The following is a 14,896-nucleotide window of genomic DNA, read 5'->3' on the forward strand; positions in this document are numbered from 1 at the left end:
GTCTTCACCCTGCCTGTCCGCCGCCGAAACGTCGACCGAGCACCGCCATCGCCGCGTTGTGCCCGGGAATCCCGCTGACCCCGCCGCCACGGACCGCGCCGGCCCCGCACAGCAACACCCGCTCGTGCCCGGTCTCGACGCCCCAGGTCCCCGCCGTCTCGTCATCCCCGTACGGCCACGACAGGTCGCGATGGAAGATGTGCCCGCGCGGCAACCCCAGCTCCGCCTCCACATCCAGCGGCGTTTTGGCTTCAATACACGGTTTTCCGTCGCCGTCCAGCAGGAGACAGTCCTCGATCGGCTCCGCGAGCACGCTGTCCAGCGACGCCATCGTGGCCCGCAACGCCTCCGCCCGCGCCCTGCCGTTGTCCGCCTCGAACAGCCGAGCAGGCATGTGCAGGCCGAACAACGTCAGTGTCTGCACGCCCGCCGCCCCCTCAGCCGGGCCGAGAATCGACGGATCAGTCAGCGAATGGCAGTAGATCTCGCACGGCGGCACCGTCGGGATCCGGCCCGCCGCAGCTTCCCGGTAAGCAGTTTCGAGCTGGGCAAACGATTCGTTGACGTGGAAAGTCCCGCCGAACGCGTCGCGCGGATCAACCGCCGCGTCCCGCAACCGCGGCAGCCGGCGCAGCACCATGTTCACCTTCAACTGCGCACCCTCCGGCGACTCCGCGGGCTCCTCGCCGAGCAACCGGGCGAGCGTGCGCGGCGCTACATTCGCCAGCACATGGCCGCCGACCACCACGCGTTCCGCATCGCCTGAGCGGTAACGAACTTCTCCGTCCGGCGTCACAGACAGCACCTCCGCGCCGGTGACCAGCGTCGCGCCGGCGCGGCGGGCGGCGTCGGCGAGCGCATCGGTGACCGCGCCCATTCCGCCGACCGGGACGTCCCAGTCGCCAGTCCCGTTGCCGATGAGGTGATAGAGCAGGCAACGGTTCTGCCGAAGCTGCTCGTCGTCCGCGGCGGCGAAAGTACCGATCAGCGCGTCCGTGAGCACGACGCCGCGCACGACGTCGTCCTCGAACAGCTCGCGCAGCGTTTCCCCTGCCGGACGCTCGAAAAACGTCGTCCACGCCTCGTCGTCGCCAATCCGTCGACGCAGCTCAGCACGCGTCGGCAACGGCTCGGTCAGCGAATCGAAAGTCGCCTCCGCCACCCGTGCGGCCGAGGCGTAGAACCGTTGCCAGGCCGCATAGTCCTTTGTGGACCCAGTGACCGCACGGAACGACGCGCCGGTCCGCTCGTCGTCGCCCGTGTCGACAAGGAGACCCGTGTCGGCAACCGGGGTATAGGACGACATCCGCCGCCTCCGCAGCTGGACATCCAAGCCCAGCTCGGCCGCGATCCGCCGGGGCAGCAGGCTGACCAGGTACGAATAGCGCGAGAGCCGGACGTCCACGCCAGGGAAAGCGCGAAACGACACCGCCGCGCCGCCGATCTCCGCACGCCGTTCGAGCACCAGCACCGACTGTCCGGCCCGGGCCAGAAAGCCAGCGGCGACGAGCCCGTTGTGCCCGCCGCCGACGATCACCGCGTCGTAGTCCACCGCCGCGAGCCTAATGCTTGACCCGGAGCGCGCTCCAGGATTTAGCGTCGCCGGGGACAGGATCCAGCGCAGAAGGAGCGACCATGACCGAAGTCCCGACCCGGAACCTCGGCGGCCTGACGGTTTCCGCACAGGGCTTGGGCTGCATGGGAATGAGCCACGGCTACGGCGCGACCGACGACGCGCAGTCGATCGAGACGCTGCGCTACGCCGTCGACCTCGGGGTGAACTTCCTTGACACCTCTGACTTTTACGGCTCCGGACACAACGAGGAACTGATCGGCCGCGCGATCGCTGACCGCCGCGACGAGGTCGTGCTGGCCACGAAATTCGGCATCGCGAACCGCCTCGGCGAACCGACCAAGGTCCGCGGCGACGCCGCCTACGTGCACCAGGCCTGCGACGCCTCGCTGCGACGCCTCGGCATCGACCACATCGACCTGTACTACCTGCACCGAGTCGATCCGGACGTGCCGATCGAGGAAACCGTCGGAGCGATGGCGGAGCTGGTTGAAGCCGGGAAAGTCCGCCACCTGGGGCTTTCCGAGGCGAGCGCGCAGACCGTCCGGCGCGCTCACGCGGTGCACCCGATCGCGGCGCTGCAGAGCGAATGGTCGCTGTGGACCCGCGGCCTGGAAGCGGACATCGCACCGGCCTGCCGCGAACTGGGCATCGGCATCGTCCCGTTCTCGCCGCTCGGCCGCGGTTTCCTGACCGGCCGCTACCGCTCCACCGAAACGATGGCGGACAACGACGTGCGCCGCTACCAGCCCCGTTTCGCCGACGGCAACCTCGACCGCAACCTCGCGATCGTGGCGAAACTGGAGGAGCTGGCCGCCGCGAAGGAGGTCACGACCGGGCAGCTGGCGCTCGCGTGGGTGCAGGCGCGCGGCGAGGACGTGGTGCCGATCCCGGGCACGCGGCGGAAGCAGTACCTGGAGGAAAACCTCGCGGCGCTGACGGTAGACCTCACCACCGACGATCTCGCCGCGATCGAGGCGGTCGCCGCGCCGGAGAACTTCGCGGGCGAGCGCTACGACGCCGCGCACCTCGCGTTCGTCAACGGCTGACTTGCCGGAGGCGGCGTTGGATCCTCCGTTCCAGCGCCGCCTCAGCCGCCCCCTGACCGAGGCGAGACCTGGACGCAGCGGCGTGCCTCAGCCGCTGACCAGGCGATCGACCATGTCGAACGCCCGCGTCAACCGCTCCCGGTGCGACGCCGTCAGCTCAGCCAGATCCTCCCCCTCCAGCCGCCGCCGGATCGTCTCCACCGCCACGGTCCGGTAAGCCGCCACCACCAACGCCGCGAGCAGCGTCGAGTCCCCGGAGAACCGCGCGTCCGCGGCGAGTTCCGCGGCCAGTTCGGCTTCCATCTCGTACCCGAACGCCCGCAGCCGCGCGATCAGTGCGGGCGACTCCGCGACCGTCCGCATCAGCGGCTCGATGCCGCCGCCAACGCCGGACAGCACGTGCCCCTCTTCTTGCAGCGTCAGCGCGAGCTTCCGGAGCGCGTCCACCACGCCGCCAGTCCGTTCGCGAACCGCCGACCGCACCAGGCCGATCGCCTCCGGCAGGCGGTCCAGGAGCAGGTCTTCCTTGCGCTCGAAGTGCGAAAACACCGTCACCTTGGACACCCCGGCCGCGGCGGCGACCTCGGCGATCGTGACCGCGTCGAACCCGCGCTCCAGGAACAGCCCGGTCGCGACCTCGGCGATCCGCGCCCGCGTCTTGGCCCCGCCCCGATCGCCGCGATTGGGCATGAGTCCACCCTTCCGTGTTTCCTTTACCTGGTAAGCTTACCCAGTAAGCACACTTGGTTAAGCCGTCAGGCAAGGGTAGAGGGGAGAACGACATGGAGCGGACTGAGGTGATCGTCGCGGGGGCCGGGCCCACCGGGCTGTTCCTCGCCGGGGAACTGGCGCTGCGCGGGGTGGCGGTGACGGTGCTCGACCGGCTGCCGGAGCCCGATCCGACCATCAAGGCCGGGTCGGTCAACGTCGCGAGCGCCGAACTGCTCGACCGGCGCGGCCTGCTGCCCGCGGCGGAGGCGGCGCAGCGGCGGTTCCTCGCGTCGGTCGGCACATTCGGCCCGACGGTCGAGGCGGCCAAACGAGGCGGCCGCCGGTTCCTGGCCGCAGGGCACTTCGCCGGTTTCCTGTTCGACAACGACCTGATCGACCAGAGCGATCCCGTGCTCGCCGCGCACCGGGCGGTGTCGAACGGCCTCGGAGTCCCGCAGCAGGAAGTCGAGCAGATGCTCGGCGAACACTGCGCAACGCTGGGCGTCGACCTCCGGCGCGGCGTCGAAGTGCACGGCGTGCGCTCCGCCGACGAGTCCGTGACAGTCGAAACGAGCGCGGGCGAGCTCGCCGCGAGCTGGCTCGTCGCAGCCGACGGCGGGCGGAGCGTCATCCGCAAGCAGCTCGGGATCGAGTTCGACGGCACGGATCCGGAAATGACCGGCTACCAGGCCATCGCCGACTTCGAAGACGCGACCGGCCTGCGCCCAGGCTGGACCTGGACGCCCCGCGGCGTCTACGCGTACGGCCCGGTCCCCGGCCGCATCTTCCTCAGCCGCTTCCGGCAGCCGCCGGAAGACCGCGACGCCCCGGTGTCGGTCGAAGAGCTGCAGGAAGCCGTCCGCGACGTCACCGGTGTCCCGGTCACCATCACGGGAATCCAGGGCCGGGCAACGCGCTTCACCGACAACGCGCGCCAGGCCCGGCACTACCGCCAAGGCCGCGTATTCCTGGCCGGCGACGCGGCACACGTCCACTCGCCGCTCGGCGGACAAGGCCTGAACCTCGGCCTGGGCGACGCGGCAAACCTCGGCTGGAAACTCGCCGCGACCGTCCAAGGCTGGGCACCGGCGGCATTGCTCGACACCTACGAAACCGAACGCCACCCCATCGGCGCAGCAGTGCTCGACTGGACCCGCGCCCAAGTCGCGCTCCTCCGCGGCGACGAACGCACCGAACAACTCCGCACCATCGTCGGCGGCGAACTGCTCCGAGTACCCGCCGCGATGAACCGCATCGTCGCGCTGTCGTCCGGAATCCTGCAGCACTACGACGTCGCCGACGACGCCCCCGCCCCAGTCGGGTCGATCGCCGGAGACGTCGACCTGACCTCCGGCTCCCGCCTCGCCGACCACGCCCACGACGGCAGCTTCGTCCTCGTCGACCGCTCCCCCGACGGCCGCTTCGCAGTCACCGGCTTGGCCGACCGGCTCACCCGCGTAGCCGACCCAGCCGACGAACCGAGCCTCCTCGTCCGCCCGGACGGCGTGATCGTGTGGGCCAGTTCCGGAAGCGACGACCAGAAGCTCCTCGACGCCGCTCTCGCACGATGGGCAGGCGCGAAATGACCAGCCACGCTGTCCAACCGACAAGCCGAGCCCCGAGCCATACGCCAGGCCCAGTACCGACACCTGCTTGACTCCGCACTCTGACGGAGGCTGGCACGAAATGACCAGCGGCGCGGGCCAGCCGACAGACCAAGCCCCTCGCCCGCGCAGGACGGAGTGATCCCGTAGGCCGGTCCCGGAAACTTCCCGGCACCGCGCTCACACGCCGGACAGGAGCGAAAGAACCGGTGGCGCGGTCCCGCCGACGAACCGAGCCGCGTCGCCACCGTGACGGAGTGACCGCGTGCGCCAAACGCTCGCCGACACCGCACTCACACCCCGGCCAGCCGTGAACGAAACAGGTCACCCGGTCCTGCCGACGAACCGAACCGCCTCACCACCGAGACGGACTAACCGCGCGGGCCAGTTAACGACACCCAGAAGCCCCGCGCCACCGCACTCACCCGCTAGGTAGGCACGAAACGATCAGCCACGAAGTCCAGCCGATAAACCAAGCCCCTCGCCCGCCCGGGTCGCCCAGCCGAGTCCCGGGGCCGACGATCAGAAGCTCCCCGACCCGCACCCGCACGGCAGACGGGCGCGAACCAGTCCAGTCACGCGGCCCAACCAACGAGCCACCCCACCCAAACGGAGTGATCCCCTAGACCAGTCCCGGAAACAACAACCAGAAGCCGCCAACGCCGCACTCGCGCGCCGAGCGGGCACGAAAAATAAATCAGTTGCGCGAGTTCGAGACGGTCGGCAAGGTAGTCGGCGTCCGGCGGGTTGCCGTCGGCTGCCGGAAGCAAAGGAGGTGCGTCGTGGAGTTTGTCCGGGCGCTGTCCTGCCCTCTTCCGCCCGCCCGCCTCGGCTAGAGCACGCGCTCGCCCGGTGGGCACCCTCATCTAGGAGAACCCACCAGTGCGCGAGCACGATTTCGACGAATTTTCCGACGCCTCCGACTACACCGACCGCCGGATGCGCCGTCGTCCCCGCTTTGACGACGGGCCCGCCCCCGCTCGCCGGGGACGGCTCACCGAAGCCGAGCGAGTCCGTCTCGCCCAGCTTCGCGAAGACGCCTACACCGAAACCGCACTGCCCGACGGCGCCGACCGATGGACCAACTGGGACGACGCCGACCAGGGTCCGCATCCGCGGCCCGATTGGGTGGTCACCGAACTCGCCGCGGTCGACACCGACCTCGGCGTGCTGAAGACCGGCAAGGAAGCCGACGTGCATCTGCTGCGCCGCAACCTTCCCGGAGAAGACGGAGTTCTGCTGGCAGCCAAGCGATACCGCTCGGACGAGCACAAGCTGTTCCACCGCGACGCGGGTTATCTCGAGGGCAGGCGGATGCGCCGGTCCCGCGAGATGCGGGCGATGGCCGGGCGCACCTCGTTCGGCCGCAACCTGATCGCCGAACAGTGGGCGGTGGCGGAGTTCGCCGTCCTCAGTCGCTTGTGGACGATCGGCGCGCCGGTGCCGTATCCGGTGCAGCGGCACGGCACCGAGATCCTGCTGGAGTTCCTCGGCGAGTCCGACGGCACCGCCGCGCCGCGGCTGGCTCAGCTGCGGCCCGGGCCGGACGAGCTGGCCGACCTGTGGGAGCAGGCCGTGTCGGCGCTGGAACTCCTGGCGGGGCAAGGACTCGCGCACGGCGACCTGTCCGCGTACAACCTCCTGGTGCACGAAGGCCACCTGATGGTGATCGACCTGCCCCAGGCGGTCGACGTGATCGCGAACCCGCGCGGCCGGGAATTCCTCGCCCGCGACGTCGCGAATCTCGCCGGCTGGTTCCACAGCCGCGGACTGTCCGAACAGGTCACCGGCACCGATGACCTGGTGCGGGAACTGGAAAACGCGGCCGGTCTCGGCTGAGGCCCCGGGCGGGGCCGCTGGTTGTGCGACAGGCCACACCTGCGACCCCGCCCACAACCGTGCACCTGGGTGCGGGGCAACCGCTCTCTCTCAGGTAGAGTGTGTCAAGACCGCAACGGCGGCGTGGATGAGTTGGTGTCCGTCGCCTCCACAGTCCGCAGAAGGACTCGCGGCCATCCGAAGCAATTTCCGTCGGTGTGCCATGCCATGGCTCGGCACACCGGGTCCGTCCCTGTGAACGCCCATCGCCACACCATCTTGCCCTGCCTGCGCGCGGGCAGCCCGGGCCTCCTTGCGACGTGCCACGTCCGAGAGGCATTTGTGACGATCACGTACGACTCCGGCCAGTCCGCCCGCTCCCGCGCGGGCCGCCCCGAGCGCAAGCCGCGGCACCGGCCGGCCGGTGGAGACGTTCTCCACGACGACACGGTGGAAACCCCCGCCGTGAAGACCTTCGCCCAGCTGGGCCTGCCCGAGCCGCTGCTGCGGGCGCTTTCCGAGGCGGGCATCGACGCGCCGTTCCCGATCCAGTCCGCGACCATCCCGGACGCGCTGGCCGGCCGCGACGTGCTGGGCCGCGCCCAGACCGGCTCCGGCAAGACGCTGGCCTTCGGACTGGCCATCCTGGCCCGGCTCGACGGCGGCAAGGCCCGCCCGAAGCGCCCCCGCGCGCTCGTGCTGGTGCCGACCCGCGAACTGGCCATGCAGGTGGCCGACTCGCTGACCCCGCTCGCCAAGTCCCTCGGCCTGTGGTGCCGCACCGCGGTCGGCGGCATGTCCTTCGGCCGCCAGGCGGAGTCGCTCGCCCGCGGCGTCGACCTGCTGATCGCCACCCCGGGCCGGCTGTCGGACCACGTCCGCCAGGGCACCGCCTCGCTCGGCGACTGCAACTTCATCGCGCTCGACGAGGCCGACCAGATGGCCGACATGGGCTTCATGCCTCAGGTCCGCGAGATCATGGACCTCACCCCTCCGGGCGGGCAGCGGCTGCTGTTCTCCGCGACGCTCGACGGCGACGTCGACAAGCTGGTCCGGCAGTACCTGGCCGACCCGGTCACGCACTCGGTCGCGCCGTCGACCGCGAGCGTCACCACGATGGACCACCACCTGTTCCAGGTGTCGCACTCCGACAAGCAGGACATCATCACCCGGATCGGCGCCCGTGAGGGCCGCACGATCATGTTCGTGCGCACCAAGCACCACGTGGACCGGCTCACCGAGCGGCTGCGCGAAAGCGGCGTGCACGCGGTGGCCCTGCACGGCGGCAAGACCCAGGGCCAGCGCAACCGCGTCCTGTCCGACTTCAAGGAAGGCCACGCGGCGGTCCTGGTGGCCACCGACGTCGCCGCGCGCGGCATCCACGTCGACGACATCTCGCTGGTGCTGCACGTCGACCCGGCCGCGGACCACAAGGACTACCTGCACCGCGCCGGCCGCACGGCCCGGGCGGGCGCGTCCGGCATCGTCGTCACCCTGGTGACGCACGACCAGCGGCGCACCGTCCGCCGGATGACCGACCGGGCCGGCGTGCGCGCCGAGACCACGATGATCCGCACCCACGACGACGACCTGTCCCGCATCACCGGCGCCCGCGAGCCGAGCGGCGAGCCGGTCGTGGAGCGTCGCCGGGAGTCCCCGCGCCGCTCCGGCGGCCGTGGCTTCGGCGGCGACCGCGGCGGCTTCCGAGGCCCGCGTGAGGGCGGCGGCTACCGCGGCGGACGCGAAGGCGGCGGCTACCGCGGCTCTCGCGAAGACCGCGGCGGTTACGGCTCGCGCGAGGACCGCGGTCCCCGCGAAGGCGGCTACAACCGCGGCTCGAACGAAGGCCGGGGCTCCCGCGAAGGCGGTTACGCCCGCGAGGGCGGCTACTCGCGCGAAGGTGGTCGCGAAGGCGGCTACGCCCGCGAAGGTGGCTACGGCTCCCGCGAGAACCGCGGCGGTGGCGGCTACAGCCGCAGCCGTCAGCAGTCCCGCTCCGGCGGCGGCTTCGGCCGCCCGAGCCGTGGCCCTCGCCGCGGCCACGACGCCTGATTGATCCATGGAGAACGGCCCCGCTTCGGCGGGGCCGTTCTTCGTTTCCGGGCAGAGTCCGCCTGCTGAGCCAGGTCGCATGCCGCGGCCGGGCCTGGGCTCGGCGTCAGGCCGCGACGCCATCGCACCGCGACAGTCGCGCTTCGACGCAGCAGTCATCGCCGAGCAGGGTTTCGCGCGCCAGCCAGCCCGCGCCCGAACCCCGACACGGCGGCCGTCGCTGAGGGCGGATCTCGCCCGCCGAACCACGCTCCGCCAGCCGCGTCCCGCGAGTCGCACCCCGGCCAGCGACCGTGACCGAGCAAGGTCTCGTACGCCGACCTGACCGCCCGGAACCGCACCCCGGCACGGCGGCCGTCGCCGAGGACGGAATCCCGCCCGCCAACCAGCCCGCGCCCCCGAAAACCGCAACCTGGACACGGCGGCCGTCGCCGAGGAGGGGCCACGCGCGGCAGCCAGTTCCACACCGCGCCTCAGCGATCGTCACCGAGCCATGGCCAGCTCCGGGCACACCGGCACCCCGCAGCGGTCGCCGCACTCCGGCAGTAGCCGCATTCCGGCAGTCGCGCCTCGACTCAGCGATCGCCGCCGGGCACGGACCCTGCCCACGCCCCAACACAGCGATAGCCACCAAGGAGCGGGCTTGCCCGCCGAACCACGCCCGATCTGCCCGCACCCCGACGCAGCCACCGTCGCTGAGCGGGGGTCGCAGGCCAAACCACCCACTGCAGCCTGCGCTCCGAGAGTCACGACCCGATACGGCGGCCGTCGCTGAGCAGGGGCTCGCCTACCGCACCACACACCGCCAGCCCTCATCCCGACAGTCGCGCTCCGGTGAACAGGCGCGCACGCCAGACGGCCCCCGAAAGCCCCACCACCGCAGCCGCCGACCACGAGTCTCGACACTCAGCCAGTCCGCACCCGACAAAGGGGCCATCGCCGAGCAGGGCCCTCGCCACCAGCTAGCCCGCACCCTGCCAGCCGCGCCGACCAGAGCCCGCGTCCACCCCGCCCAACCCCGTCGCACCAGTCTGTTTCCGTTGCCCTGCCCCGCTTCCCGTCCGTCCCCGGGCGGGGGTGGGAAACGCGGCGCCCGGCCGGATGCGACACTGCCTCAGTGACTGACACTCCGCCGCTGCCGCCTGAGAACGTCTTCGACTGGATTGAAGCCGAAGGCCAGCGGCGGGCGGAAGCCGGTCTCTCGCGGCGGATGAATCCTCGGCCCGCGCAGCATTCCGTGCTCGACCTCGCTGGCAACGACTGCCTCGGCCTCGCCCGCGACAAGCGCGTCGCCGGGGCGGCTGCCGCGGCTGCGTTGCGGTGGGGGGCCGGGGCGACTGGATCGCGTCTTCTCACCGGGTCCACCGAGCTGCACGTCGAGCTCGAACACGAGCTTGCCCGCTTCTGCGGGGCCCAGGCGGCGCTCGTCTTCTCCTCCGGATTCACTGCCAACCTCGGCGCGGTGACCGCCCTGTCCGGGGCCGAATCGGCGATTGTCACCGACAAATACGTCCACACGTCGCTGGTCGAAGGCTGTCGGCTGTCCCGCGCGGACATCGCGGCTGTCGAGCACTCGACTCCGTCGGCGATCAAGCACGCGCTGGCCACCCGACGCAAACCGCGGGCGATTGTGGTTACTGACTCGGTGTTTTCCGCCGACGGTGAGGTCGCGCCGCTGGGCGAACTCGCCGAGATCTGTCGTGCGCACAGTGCTGCGCTGGTCGTCAACGACGCGCACGGGTTCGGTGTCCTCGGCGAAGGCGGCCGGGGCGCGGTGAGCGCTGCGGGGTTGTCATCTGCGCCGGACGTCGTCACCACGCTCACGCTTTCCAACGCCTTGGGCGCGCAAGGCGGCGCAGTGGTCGGTCCGCGCCGCGTGATCCGGCATCTCGTCGACACGGCGCGCAGCTTCATCTTCGACACCGCTCTCGCGCCGGCCAGTGCCGCTGCCGCGCTGACGGCGTTGCAGGTGCTCAAGTCCGAACCGGACCTGCCGGCGAAGGTCATCGAGAACGCCGGGAACCTCGCGATGAGTCTGAAGCACGCCGGTCTGCCGGTCGATCTTCCGGAGGCTGCCGTGGTCGCGGTGCGGACGCCGTCGCCGCAAGCAGCGACCGCGTGGGCGGAAGCCTGTGCGGAGCAAGGGATTCAGGTCGGCTGCTTCCGCCCGCCCGCGGTGCCGGACGGCGTTTCCCGGCTGCGGCTTACCGCCCGCGCGGATCTGTCTGAGGCGGACATCGACCGCGCGGTGAAGGTGATCGCCGCGACCGCGCCCCGCGGTTAAGCCGGGCGGCGCATGGTGATGTGCGGGATCCCGTCCTCGAGGAATTCCTCGCCCTCAGCCACGAAACCGAACCGCGCGTAAAGCTGCTGCGCATAGGTCTGCGCGTCCAGTACGAACGCGCCGGTCGCACCGTCCAGCGCAGCCGCCATCAGTTGCGCCGCCAAACCCTGGCCGCGGGCTGACTTCGCCGTCACTACCCGGCCGATGCGCCGTCCGCCGCTCGGCTCGGCCAGGACGCGCAGGCACGCGAGAACCTCGGTATCGGAGGCCACCCAGAAATGCTCCGTCTCCGGAAGCAGATCGAGCCCGTCGATGTCGGCGTACACGCAGTCTTGTTCCACCACGAACACGTCCGACCGCAGCCGGAGAATCGCGTAAAGGTCGGCCGCGGAGAGGTCGGGCCCGGCGGCGCGGTGCAGAGTCGTCACGCCGCCTTGCTTAACACAGCTCAGCCGAACAGCCGCGCCTGGGACTGGGCCGCGATGTCGTCGGAGAACTGCGAAACCCGCGTGTACACCCCGGGCTTGCCCGGTTTTCCGCAGCCGTCGCCGAAGGACACGATGCCGATCAGGGTGTCGCCCTCGACGAGCGGGCCGCCGGAGTCTCCCTGGCAGGCGTCCTGGCCGCCCTGCGGGTAGCCGGCGCACACCATGCTCGACGGGTCGTAGGTGTCGTAGGCCGTCTTGCACGTGGAGTCGCTGACCAGCGGCACCTGGGCGCTGCGCAGCACGTCCGACCGCTCCCCGCCTTCGGAAAGCCGTCCCCAGCCGAGCACGGTCGCCTGCGTGCCTTCCGCGTACAGCGACTGGTCGCTCTTGTCCGCGATCTTCGCCGCGCGGTAGGGCAGCCGTCCGCGCACGGTGAGGACCGCGATGTCGTCGCCCCTCGTCGGGTCGCTGTAGTCCGGGTTCACCCAGACCCGCGAGACGCCGAGTTCCACGCCGTCGTTGCTCCGCTTGTCCTGGCGGCCCGCGACCACGTGGACCGACGACTTCGGCAGGGCTTTCGCGCAGTGCGCGGCGGTCGCCACCGCGGACGGGCTCACGATCACCGCGCCGCAGAACTGCGAACCGCTCTGGTCGGTGAGGTAGACCGCGTACGGGTGGTCGGCCAGCGAAGCCTCGCTGCCGCCGACGATCCGGGGCTGCGCGTGCGAACCCGGGTCGGACGGCGTCGCCGCCCAGGCCGAGCCGACCGGGACCGCGATCGCGGCGGCGAGCAGCGAGCCCGCCGCGAGCAGGACCGGACGACGGAACTTCGCGGGCATGGGCTTTCCCTTCATCGGCACTACGACGGCACAGCCTGGACGCGCACGGGAATCAACCGACTCCGGCGCGTGCACACACGGCCGCGATTACCCTAAACGGGCCAAGCCCAAAACGGTGTCACTGGAACGGGTGGAGTCTCTATACACCGAGCGCATTCGCTTAGCTGGGGGCATGCGACGGAAAACAGCCGCGACGGCCGGCGCGCTGACGCTCTTTCTGCTGGCCGGATGTGCCACCAGCACCCCCGCGGCTCCCCCGCCCAGCCCGTTGAGCGCGCCGTCGACACCGCCCAGTCCGACACTTCCGGCAACTCGGACAGCGACGAACGCGCCCGCCGTCACCTGGCAGGTGGGTGCTCATCCGCTGCCGCGCCGCCCGGACGGCTTCGGCGAGATCCGGCCGACTCCACCCGAACTGGTGAACCGTTCGCTGCCGACCCAGGACTTCCTCCCGCCGCCGTCCGGCACGACGTACACCTCGAAGATCGCCGACGTCCCCGACGCCGTGCTCAAGCGCAGCACCTGGCAAGCCGCCTGTCCGGTGTCGTCGGCCGACCTCCGGTACGTCACGCTTTCCTTCTGGGGCTTCGACCATCGCACGCACACCGGCGAGCTCCTGGTGAACAAGGACGCGGCTCCAGGGGTGGTCAAGGCGTTCGGCGAGCTGTACGCGCAGCAGTTCCCCATCGAGGAAATGCGCATCACCTCCCCCGCCGAACTCGACGCCCCGCCGACCGGCGACGGCAACGACACCAGCGCGTTCGTCTGCCGCCCGGTGCGCGGGCAGAAGAACTGGTCCGCCCACGCGTACGGGCTCGCGGTGGACGTCAATCCGTTCTGCAACCCCTACACCAAGGACGACCTCGTCCTCCCCGAACTGGCGTCCGCCTACGTCGACCGCGCGAACGTGCGGCCGGGAATGGTCACCGCGGGCGGCCCGGTCGTGCGCGCCTTCGCCGCGGCGGGCTGGCAGTGGGGCGGGGCGTGGAAGTCGCCGGTCGACCGGATGCATTTCACAGCCAACGGCGAGTGAGCCGGGAACACCGGGGCGGGCATCCGGGGTTGACTAGGCTGGCAGCAGACCGCTTTCGGGAAGGACCGCCGTGCCGCACTACGACCTGGTGATCATCGGGACCGGATCGGGAAACTCGATCCTCGGGCCGGAGTTCGCCGACCTCCGGACGGCCATCGTCGAGAAAGGCGTGTTCGGCGGGACCTGCCTGAACGTCGGCTGCATCCCGACGAAGATGTTCGTCTACGCCGCCGACGTCGCCGCGACGCCCGAGCACAGCTCGCGCTTCGGCGTGGACGAGGAGCTCACCGCGGTGCGCTGGCCGGACATCCGCGACCGGATCTTCGGCCGGATCGACCCGATCGCCGAGGGCGGCGCGGAGTACCGCGAGAACCACGAGGACAACCGCAACGTCGACGTCTACCGCGGCGAAGGCCGGTTCACCGGCATGAAGGAGCTGCGGGTCAGCTTCGCCGACGGCCGTCCGGACGAGGTCGTCACCGCGGACCGGTTCGTGCTCGCCGCGGGCGGGCGGCCGGTGATCCCGGACGTGCCGGGGCTGGCCGAAACCGGCTACTACACCTCCGACACGGTCATGCGGCTCGACACGCTGCCGGAGCGGATCGTCATTCTCGGCGGCGGGTACATCGCGGCGGAGTTCGCGCACGTCTTCGCGTCGTTCGGCGTCGCGGTCACGATGGTGAACCGTTCCGGCGCGCTGCTGCGGCAGGAGGACGCGGACGTCAGCGCCCGGTTCACCGAACTGGCTTCGCAGCGGTTCGACGTCCGGCTGGACCGCAAGACGGTTCGCGCGCGCAGCACGGACAACGGGGTCGCGCTGGATCTTGAGGGCCCGCAAGGGGCGGAGACCGTCGAGGCCGACCTGATCCTGGTCGCCACCGGCCGCAAGCCGAACTCGGATCTGCTCGACGTGGCCGCCACCGGCGTCGCCACCACCGAACGCGGGCACGTCGTGGTGGACGACTACCAGCAGACGTCCGTCGAAGGCATCTACGCGCTCGGGGACATCTCGTCGCCGCTGGAGCTGAAGCACGTCGCGAACCACGAAGCCCGCGTGGTGCAGCACAATCTGGCGCACCCGGACGACCGCATCAAGGCCGACCACCGGTTCGTGCCGCACGCGGTGTTCACCTCGCCGCAGGTGGCGTCGGTCGGGCTGACCGAGGCGCAGGCGACCGAGCGCGGACTGTCCTTTGTGGTCTCGAAGCAGGACTACGCGGGCATCGCCTACGGCTGGGCGATGGAGGACACCTCCGGTTTCGCGAAGCTGCTGGCCGATCCGGCGACCGGGCAGCTGCTGGGCGCGCACATCATCGGCCCGCAGGCGTCGACGGTGATCCAGCCGCTGATCCAGGCGATGAGCTTCGGCCTCGACGCGCGGTCGATGGCGCGCGGGCAGTACTGGATCCACCCGGCGATGCCGGAACTGGTGGAGAACGCGCTGCTGAATCTGCCGCTGGACTGACTCCGGGGATACCCAGAGTTGATCACCCGGGGCGGGGATT

11 protein-coding genes are annotated in these 14,896 nt (G+C 70.8%); 7 read left to right on the top strand and 4 right to left on the bottom strand.

The genetic code is table 11. From position 1 onward, the window contains the following. Positions 1-4: 4 nt before the first annotated feature. A complete protein-coding gene (locus EIZ45_RS40560) occupies positions 5-1,552 on the bottom strand; it encodes an NAD(P)/FAD-dependent oxidoreductase (RefSeq protein ID WP_043830332.1) in 1,548 nt (515 codons plus the stop codon). An 83-nt stretch (positions 1,553-1,635) separates the two neighbouring features. Here EIZ45_RS40560 and EIZ45_RS40565 point away from each other — a divergent pair, with 83 nt between their 5' ends. Then, on the top strand, positions 1,636-2,622 hold the full coding sequence (locus tag EIZ45_RS40565) for an aldo/keto reductase (protein ID WP_134669588.1): 987 nt from the start codon (positions 1,636-1,638) through the stop codon (positions 2,620-2,622). Positions 2,623-2,709: 87 nt separating this feature from the next. Here the strand turns inward: EIZ45_RS40565 and EIZ45_RS40570 are convergent, their stop codons facing one another. Then, positions 2,710-3,312 (bottom strand): TetR/AcrR family transcriptional regulator, encoded by a 603-nt coding sequence (locus EIZ45_RS40570; RefSeq protein ID WP_134669590.1) that lies wholly within the window; start codon positions 3,310-3,312, stop codon positions 2,710-2,712. Positions 3,313-3,404: 92 nt separating this feature from the next. On the opposite strand from EIZ45_RS40570, the gene EIZ45_RS40575 reads away from it, so the two are divergent. The 4 genes from EIZ45_RS40575 to EIZ45_RS40590 all read left to right on the top strand — a co-directional run bounded on the left by EIZ45_RS40575 (position 3,405) and on the right by EIZ45_RS40590 (position 11,091). After that, entirely contained in the window at positions 3,405-4,919 is a 1,515-nt protein-coding gene (locus EIZ45_RS40575; protein WP_134669592.1) for an FAD-dependent oxidoreductase, read from the top strand. A 900-nt stretch (positions 4,920-5,819) separates the two neighbouring features. After that, positions 5,820-6,776: a serine protein kinase RIO gene (locus tag EIZ45_RS40580; RefSeq protein ID WP_037820360.1), complete on the top strand. Its 957-nt coding sequence runs from the start codon at positions 5,820-5,822 to the stop codon at positions 6,774-6,776. Positions 6,777-7,097: 321 nt separating this feature from the next. Continuing rightward, positions 7,098-8,807 (top strand): DEAD/DEAH box helicase, encoded by a 1,710-nt coding sequence (locus EIZ45_RS40585; protein ID WP_134669594.1) that lies wholly within the window; start codon positions 7,098-7,100, stop codon positions 8,805-8,807. Positions 8,808-9,924: 1,117 nt separating this feature from the next. Beyond that, positions 9,925-11,091, top strand: coding sequence for an 8-amino-7-oxononanoate synthase (locus tag EIZ45_RS40590; RefSeq protein ID WP_134733688.1), 1,167 nt, complete (start codon positions 9,925-9,927; stop codon positions 11,089-11,091). Here EIZ45_RS40590 and EIZ45_RS40595 read toward each other — a convergent pair. Then, on the bottom strand, positions 11,088-11,519 hold the full coding sequence (locus EIZ45_RS40595; protein ID WP_134669598.1) for a GNAT family N-acetyltransferase: 432 nt from the start codon (positions 11,517-11,519) through the stop codon (positions 11,088-11,090). The two genes, EIZ45_RS40590 and EIZ45_RS40595, sit on opposite strands and share 4 nt — an antisense overlap. A 20-nt stretch (positions 11,520-11,539) precedes the next feature. Continuing rightward, a complete protein-coding gene (locus tag EIZ45_RS40600) occupies positions 11,540-12,358 on the bottom strand; it encodes a trypsin-like serine protease (protein WP_043830349.1) in 819 nt (272 codons plus the stop codon). A 172-nt stretch (positions 12,359-12,530) separates the two neighbouring features. Between EIZ45_RS40600 and EIZ45_RS40605 the strand changes: the two genes are divergently transcribed. Together EIZ45_RS40605 and EIZ45_RS40610 are read left to right on the top strand one after the other, a co-directional pair. Beyond that, positions 12,531-13,391: a M15 family metallopeptidase gene (locus tag EIZ45_RS40605; RefSeq protein WP_134669600.1), complete on the top strand. Its 861-nt coding sequence runs from the start codon at positions 12,531-12,533 to the stop codon at positions 13,389-13,391. A gap of 70 nt (positions 13,392-13,461) precedes the next feature. Then, the gene (locus EIZ45_RS40610) at positions 13,462-14,856 is read left to right on the top strand and encodes a mycothione reductase (protein ID WP_134669602.1); all 1,395 of its coding nucleotides are present in this window, start codon (positions 13,462-13,464) and stop codon (positions 14,854-14,856) included. Positions 14,857-14,896 lie beyond the last annotated feature (40 nt).

The organism is Amycolatopsis sp. CFH S0740 (assembly GCF_004522315.1).
Classification (GTDB): Bacteria; Actinomycetota; Actinomycetes; order Mycobacteriales; family Pseudonocardiaceae; genus Amycolatopsis; species Amycolatopsis nivea.